Origin of the sequence: Microcystis sp. LE19-41.2A (assembly GCF_027530405.1) — a bacterium.
GTDB classification, from domain to species: domain Bacteria; phylum Cyanobacteriota; class Cyanobacteriia; order Cyanobacteriales; family Microcystaceae; genus Microcystis; species Microcystis aeruginosa.
In genome coordinates this window covers 1-4864 of record NZ_JAPZQJ010000189.1, presented here as the reverse complement: position 1 = coordinate 4864, position 4864 = coordinate 1, and the positions used below count along the sequence as shown (strand labels likewise).

Genomic DNA, 4864 nt, shown 5'->3' with positions numbered 1-4864 from the left:
TCCCAGATATGGTACTTTTTGATTTCCAAACAGTCTAAAAGTCTTACCCAATAGACCTCGACCTAATATTATCTCAAGACCAAAAGTCTTTCTAGTTAAGGAATCTACCCGAATAAAAATTATTTTAATTGCCTCATATTTTTTCAGTGAAATTGAATTAGCAACGATAGATATACATTTCAGTTATCGAACTACTTAATTAGTGCATAAGCTAAAAGCAAGCTGTGACTGGGTTATAATTTTTGGAGATGTCTAATAAGGTTTTTAGATTTATTCAGCCAGCCCTAACTAACCCTTTTTTGCCTCTTCCAAGTCATGATAATGCTGATAAGCGCCAATTTCGGGGTTAAAGGGGGCGATTTCTTCAGTTACAGTTAATCCCAAACCTTCTAACATTGCTTGTAGGACAGAATCGGGGGCCAGACGCAGGTAATCGGGATTAATTTCTAGGGCTACATGACGATTACCGAGGTGATAGGCAGCTTTGAGGAGTAAATCGGTTGAAGGGGCGGTAATAGTGATAACTGGTTCTGGTTTAGCAATAATTTGAATAATTTCGCCGTTTTCCCCCCGCAGGAAATCGCGGTCCTGTAGAATTGTGCCGCGGGGTAAACGAAAACAGAGGGAAAAACCTTCGGGACTATCGAGACGATAACGGCTGCGGGTGCGTTCTTCGGCCGTGAGTAGAAGGCTAAAAAGTACCGTTTCTGGGGGAGGTGAACTAGCGGTATGACGGGGGGGTAAGCGCTCGGTAAAAGTTAACATGGTAGTGGTCAATAGGAAAAAACATTCTTAATTGTAGCCCTGACTCCAGCTTGACCCGAAAAACTGAGGAACTTTTTCTATTTATTTTCCCGCTGCAGACGAATCATCTCATTTTGCACCCGTCGTCTCAAGTTATCATCGGTACGAATCCGGTTAGTAATGGCGTTAAATTCAGCCGCAGTGAGGCCACTATCTTGGACAATCTTTTTTGAGTTATTACAATAATCTACGGCAATTCTTTGGGCATTAGCTGGAAGATTATTAAAGCTTTCCCGTTGGTTACAGGTAATTGCCGGGGGACTTTTGCCTAAAATTTGCGAAATTTCCTCATAAGCTTGTTTTCTTTCGGTTTCGATCCGCAAAACTGCTTTGGCATAACGTTTGATTTGGTCAGCCGTAAAATCTTGAGTATAAGCGGAGGACTGAAAACTAACCACCTCCGTCGTCCAAGAAAATTCGGGAATCAGACCGCCAAGAATGGCGATTACTGCCAAAAAAGTCACGATAAAAGAATGTCTTAAGCTTTGACCTAGATCGGCTAGGGGATAGCAGTAAATCACCATGCGAGTTTGTCGCTGAATAGATAATGATAGCAAACTTTCCAGTTAAATCCTGCTTTTTTGAATATTTTTAACGATCATAAGTTCCAATTTTAGCCAATATCTCCTGGTCCCGAACTTAATTTTTGGGCAGAAATTGCTTTGGTAAACTTTTTTAACGTTTTTGGGGGCAAAATTAGTCAAAAATCTTGGAGAGAACCGATGAACGATTTTTGGGAAGTTAGGATGCCTATCGCTTTTAGAGAATATTTATCGGCAATTTCGCCATCTAATCTCTTTTTATTAGCTTATATCGCTGTAAATCTCTCGCTTGTTCCCTTTTTTCTCTCCCCTGGCGGGGAATTGGGGGGAAATCTAGATAAATTAAAGGTTTCAGCGATTCCGATCGAGACAATTCCCGCTTAGAATAATGCAGTGGAATATATAGCCAATGAGGATTTGAGGCATTATTTAGTGATCTCGATCCTGGCGAGTCCTCAACAGGGGAACCATAATAAACTACTGACAACCACCCTAAACTCAGAAAAACCGCAAAAAAAGGAGTTAGCGCATGAATAAAGGTGAATTAATCGATCAAATCGCTCTCAAAGCCTCTGTGACCAAAAAACAAGCAGATGCTGTTCTCACTGCCGCCATCGAAACCATTATCGAAGCGGTTTCTGAGGGGGACAAAGTAACCCTAGTAGGATTCGGTTCCTTCGAGGCCCGGGAACGTCAGGCCAGGGAAGGACGCAACCCGAAAACCGGCGATAAGATGGAGATTCCGGCCACTCGCGTCCCGGCTTTCTCGGCCGGTAAACTGTTTAAAGACAGAGTAGCCCCGGATAAGGAATAATTACTGTTGAGTTTCGTTCTCGCGTAGCGAGCGCAAAGCGTTCGCTGTAAGTCTTTTGCCTAGACCTAAACATGGTGGTAATCTTGACTGGGCGGCCGCCATTGCCGGCTGTCCGGTTTCCTCTATTCTCGATTTTTCTGCCAGTATCAACCCCCTCGGTCCGCCAGAAAGCGCCCTAACCGCTATTAAAAGCCATTTAACCAGTCTGACTCGTTATCCTGACCCCGGGTATTGGCAGTTGCGTTCTGCCCTCGCCCAATGGCATGATATCGGGCCGGATTGGATTCTCCCCGGCAATGGTGCGGCCGAGTTATTAACCTGGGCCGGTCGGGAATTAGCAGCATTTGATAGTGTTTATGTACTAACACCCGCTTTTAACGATTACGAACGGGCTTTAAAAAGTTTTGGTGGAAACATCTGCAAACATTCCCTAGATTTAACCACTTTAAAGCCGGTTAATCCCGAAAAACAAGGCTTATTACTCAATAATCCCCACAATCCCACGGGGAAACTCTGGACGGTGGCGGCCATTCGTCCCTATCTATCGCAATTTGGTTTGGTGGTAGTGGATGAAGCTTTTATGGATTTTTTACCCCCGCAACAACAGGAGAGTTTAATATCTCTGTTGCCGGAATATCCCAATCTCGTGATTTTGCGTTCCCTAACTAAATTTTACAGTCTCCCCGGTTTACGTCTAGGATACGTCCTCGCCCATCCCGAGCGCCTGTTACAATGGCAAAGATGGCGCGATCCTTGGTCGGTGAATAATTTGGCCGTGGTTGCCGCTATTGCGGCAATTGAAGATAGGGATTTTCAACAACAAACTTGGGATTGGTTAACGGCGGCCCGCCAGGATTTATGGCAAGGATTAGCTAATTTTCCGCAATTACAGCCCCAAACCAGTGCCGCTAACTTCCTCTTAGTACAATCTCAATCTTCCTGTTTACCTCTACAGGAAGCTTTATTAAAATATCATCGAATTTTCATCCGCGATTGTCTCAGTTTCCCCGAATTGGGCAGCAATTATTTTCGGGTCGCTGTCCGTTTACCGGCAGAAAATCAACGATTATTATCGGCTTTAGAGAGTGTTTTAGCTGCGTCTGATATTAACAACAAAAAGGCTCCCGCCAACTAGACGGGAGCCGCTGCCATCGAACTAACCGAAATTAGTCGAGGTCAGGCATTGCCAATGCGGGTTCAGTCTCGCGGTCAATTCCTTTCTCGAAACCGGCGGCGGCGGCGCGAGCGCGTCCAGCGTGCCAGAGGTGTCCAATCAGGAAGAAGAAGGCGAGAGTGAAGTGAGAGGTAGCCAACCAAGCGCGAGGAGACACATAGTTAAACGAGTTAACATCAGTGATAACGCCACCCACAGAGTTCAAGGAACCTAAAGGAGCGTGGGTCATGTATTCAGCCGCGCGGCGTACTTGCCAAGGTTGTACGTCATTTCTGATTTTGTCGAGGTCTAAACCGTTAGGACCGCGGAGGGGTTCTAACCAGGGACCGCGGAAATCCCAGAAACGCATGGTTTCACCACCGAAGATGATTTCGCCTGTGGGAGAGCGCATCAGGTATTTACCTAGACCGGTGGGGCCTTGGGCAGAAGCGACGTTAGCACCTAAGCGTTGGTCACGCACCAAGAAGGTGAAAGCTTGAGCTTGGGAAGCTTCCATACCGGTCGGACCGTAGAATTCACTGGGATAGGCGGTGTTGTTAAACCAAACGTAAACGGCGGCGATAAAGCCCATCATGGAAAGAGCGCCCAAGCTGTAGGACAGATAGGCTTCTCCAGACCAGATGAAAGCGCGGCGCGCCCAAGCAAAAGGTTTGGTGAGAATGTGCCAGATACCGCCAGCGATACAGATTAAGCCAATCCAGATGTGACCGCCGATGATATCTTCCATGTTGTTGACGCTGATAATCCAGCCTTCGCCACCGAAAGGAGCTTTGGTCAGATAACCAAAGATAACTGCGGGGTTGAGGGTAGGATTAGTGATGACGCGGACATCACCGCCACCGGGAGCCCAGGTATCATAGACACCGCCAAAGAACATGGCTTTAAATACCAACAACAGCGCGCCACAACCCAAGAGAATCAGGTGATAACCGATGATGTTGGTCATTTGGTTTTTGTCTTTCCAGTCGTAACCGAAGAAATTAGAGTATTCCTCTAGGGTTTCCGGTCCGCGGATAGCGTGGTAGATACCACCAAAACCGAGTACAGCCGAAGAAATTAAGTGCAGAACACCGGCAACGAAGTAGGGGAAGGTATCGACTACTTCACCACCAGGACCGACCCCAAAACCGAGGGTAGCTAGGTGGGGAAGCAGGATTAAACCCTGCTCGTACATCGGTTTTTCAGGGATAAAGTGGGCGGTTTCAAACAGGGTCATTGCCCCGGCCCAGAAAACGATTAAACCAGCGTGAGCGACGTGAGCGCCGAGCAGTTTACCGGAGAGGTTGATAAGACGAGCGTTACCGGACCACCAAGCGAAGCCGGTGGAACTTTGGTCACGACCAGTAGCGGTGGGGATATTAGAGAGCGTTACCACGCGGGAGAACCTCCTCAGGGAAGATAAAGTTTTCGTGGGGTTGGTCTTGGGGAGCCATCCAAGCTCTCAGACCTTCGTTAAGCAGAATATTTTTAGTGTAGAAGGTTTCAAATTCCGGGTCTTCCGCCGCTCTCAATTCCTGAGAAACGAAGTCA

General features: G+C 46.8%; 7 protein-coding genes. 3 read left to right on the top strand and 4 right to left on the bottom strand.

Features of this window, described 5'->3' with window-relative positions:
• Positions 1 to 288: 288 nt before the first annotated feature.
• The gene (gene ureE, locus O9290_RS08550) at positions 289 to 765 is read right to left on the bottom strand and encodes an urease accessory protein UreE (RefSeq protein WP_002759565.1); all 477 of its coding nucleotides are present in this window, start codon (positions 763 to 765) and stop codon (positions 289 to 291) included.
• A gap of 77 nt (positions 766 to 842) precedes the next feature.
• The gene (locus O9290_RS08545) at positions 843 to 1328 is read right to left on the bottom strand and encodes a DUF4168 domain-containing protein (protein ID WP_288058805.1); all 486 of its coding nucleotides are present in this window, start codon (positions 1326 to 1328) and stop codon (positions 843 to 845) included.
• A gap of 198 nt (positions 1329 to 1526) precedes the next feature.
• On the opposite strand from O9290_RS08545, the gene O9290_RS08540 reads away from it, so the two are divergent.
• The 3 genes from O9290_RS08540 to cobD all read left to right on the top strand — a co-directional run bounded on the left by O9290_RS08540 (position 1527) and on the right by cobD (position 3295).
• The gene (locus O9290_RS08540; protein WP_002759569.1) at positions 1527 to 1730 is read left to right on the top strand and encodes a hypothetical protein; all 204 of its coding nucleotides are present in this window, start codon (positions 1527 to 1529) and stop codon (positions 1728 to 1730) included.
• A 145-nt stretch (positions 1731 to 1875) separates the two neighbouring features.
• Positions 1876 to 2160, top strand: coding sequence for a non-specific DNA-binding protein Hbs (gene hbs, locus O9290_RS08535; protein ID WP_002759570.1), 285 nt, complete (start codon positions 1876 to 1878; stop codon positions 2158 to 2160).
• A gap of 55 nt (positions 2161 to 2215) precedes the next feature.
• On the top strand, positions 2216 to 3295 hold the full coding sequence (cobD, locus tag O9290_RS08530; protein ID WP_288058803.1) for a threonine-phosphate decarboxylase CobD: 1080 nt from the start codon (positions 2216 to 2218) through the stop codon (positions 3293 to 3295).
• Positions 3296 to 3326: 31 nt separating this feature from the next.
• Here cobD and psbC read toward each other — a convergent pair whose 3' ends face one another.
• Together psbC and O9290_RS08520 are read right to left on the bottom strand one after the other, a co-directional pair.
• Positions 3327 to 4709 (bottom strand): photosystem II reaction center protein CP43, encoded by a 1383-nt coding sequence (gene psbC, locus O9290_RS08525; protein ID WP_002768963.1) that lies wholly within the window; start codon positions 4707 to 4709, stop codon positions 3327 to 3329.
• A partial coding sequence (locus tag O9290_RS08520; protein WP_271931852.1) for a photosystem II protein D2 occupies positions 4693 to 4864 on the bottom strand: 172 nt, incomplete at its 5' end. The genes O9290_RS08520 and psbC, both read right to left, overlap by 17 nt.

Coding starts and splice junctions, on each gene's coding strand:
- hbs (WP_002759570.1), top strand. CDS start 1,876: ATGAATAAAGGTGAATTAATCGATCAAATCGCTCTCAAAGCCTCTGTG.
- O9290_RS08545 (WP_288058805.1), bottom strand. CDS start 1,328: ATGGTGATTTACTGCTATCCCCTAGCCGATCTAGGTCAAAGCTTAAGA.
- O9290_RS08540 (WP_002759569.1), top strand. CDS start 1,527: ATGAACGATTTTTGGGAAGTTAGGATGCCTATCGCTTTTAGAGAATAT.
- ureE (WP_002759565.1), bottom strand. CDS start 765: ATGTTAACTTTTACCGAGCGCTTACCCCCCCGTCATACCGCTAGTTCA.